Origin of the sequence: Bartonella sp. AP57NXGY (assembly GCF_042195805.1) — a bacterium.
In the GTDB taxonomy this organism is placed as follows: Bacteria; Pseudomonadota; Alphaproteobacteria; order Rhizobiales; family Rhizobiaceae; genus Bartonella.
The window spans coordinates 1-2,012 of sequence record NZ_JBHIOZ010000212.1; the positions used below are offsets into that span (position 1 = coordinate 1).

Sequence of the window (2,012 nt, forward strand, 5' to 3'; positions counted from 1 at the left end):
TCCTGCTTAACGAGGCTATTTTTTGTCGCATTCGTAATCTGATTTTGGATATTCGTGATAGAAGTATCAACAGCATTAAAAGCAGAACCAACATCATTATGAGAATTACCCTGAATTGTGTAAGTTGGTGCTTTACCATTAGATACATCTGCACCACCACCAAAATATTGTGATGTATTTTGACTTACACTTGCAACGTCCCGATTAACCTGCTCCAACTGCGCAAAATTCACTGCATCATCAGGTTCTTCCCCAGCTGCCACTCCTGTAATCTGCTTATTGCCAGCATCAATACCATCCACAGTTATTTTAGCCCCATCAGCAAACAAAATGCCATCATCACTGATAGAGCTTCTCCCAGCGGTAACTCGTTCCACTGTAATATTATTAGCTAGATCAAATGTTACATTATTGTTTTCCCCACCTTTTGTAATCTTAAGGTTGTCACTTGCAGCCGACAAATCTACAGTATCTTGTACACCAACAGCTTTAGCATTTTTACCTCCAACAGATAGTGTCCAACCTTGGTCTACGTATTTTTGTAATGATTTTAACTGTGCAACATTAACGGCATCAGTGTCGCCACTACCAGCTGCCACTCCTACAATCTGGCGCGTTTTTTTTGATTTAGCATCACCAACACTCACTGCACCTAGCGTACTCGCCCATATCATGTCGTCAGAATCTGAAGGGCCTTTAGTTAAAGAATTATACCCGATAGCGCCAGCAGCAACATCAGCCACAGACTCGCTCCCAAGAGCAACACCCTTATGCTCAGTCGCTCTTGCATCTGAACCAATCGCTATCGAAAGATCTGTTTGAGCTTGAGCACCATAACCTATAGCAATTGCTTTTTGTCCACCTGCAAGTGATTTGTTACCGAATGCAATACTATCAACGCCTTTTGCTTTTGCACGCCCACCAATAGCAATCGTATTGCTTGCTACTGCTTCAGACGCAACCCCTATAGCAATACTTGCTTGTCCACCTGCAAGTGCAGCAATACCAAAAGCTTGTGATCCCCCAAACTTTGCAGTTGCAGCCGCTCCAAATGCTGTTGAATAATGCCCCGTTGCGGAAGATCCACACCCAGTTGCAAAAGAATACACACCATAAGCTTCAGGCAGAACATTTGAAAGACCACCGGTTGCTTTTCCCATATATCCCCCCTTACCGGTCAGACCATCATCAACCCAATTAAGCTGAACCTTCGCCCAGTTAAAAGGACGCTTGCCATTAATCTCTTTATTCATAGAAACTCTTTCATATAGTTCCTCTGCAGTGATTTGGTTATTAGTACCTTGATTGCTTCCACCACGATCAACAACATTAAACACACCACAGTAATCCTTATCGCCAGCTAATACAATACTGCCATGGCTAGCGTATTGATAAGACACGCTAGGACCACTTGTACTTTGAACTTTATCACCTGTTATCGCAAGATTTGCAGCAACCACAGGAGAAACACTCGACAAGAGCGCCGCTATAACTGTTCCCAATGAAACAGCTTTAATCAAATTTGGTGTTGAATATTTTTTCATAATACCCCCTCATAACAATAGATTAAAAACACAAAAAAGGTGTGTTCTAGAGCTTTCTTATTTCCCTTGCGTGTTCCTGCTTTTACAGCGTGTTTTAGGACATAAATAAAATTAAGACGTAAGCTGTTGTTTCTGCAACGCCTTTAGAGGGTAATTAGGGGTAGGTTCGTGAAAGTCAATTTGAGGAAGGTAAAAAAATACTTAATATTAGAATGGATTTCATTTTTCTATCAAAGGTTGTGTGTCGTTTTTAGCTTTGATCTCTTTGAAAAAGGTATAATTTTTGTGCCTATTGATCATCCGCTTAGGCATCAGTTTATTTTTCGTGAATAAGCTCTTTTATTTCATTAGAGGATTTATGAAAGCTTTTTACTAAAATGCCCCATCTATATCCTTACTAATGGTAATGTGTCTCGTTGCTGTATCCTATTTTACAAAAATACTCACTGCTACTTGTTCTTTTATTCC

Annotated in this window: 1 pseudogene; it reads right to left on the reverse strand. The window is 40.5% G+C overall.

Annotation, left to right across the window (positions count from 1 at the left end):
• Nucleotides 1-1,544: pseudogene (locus ACFIL8_RS09575) on the reverse strand (hypothetical protein); the annotation flags it as partial.
• Between the last annotated feature and the right edge of the window lie 468 nt (nt 1,545-2,012).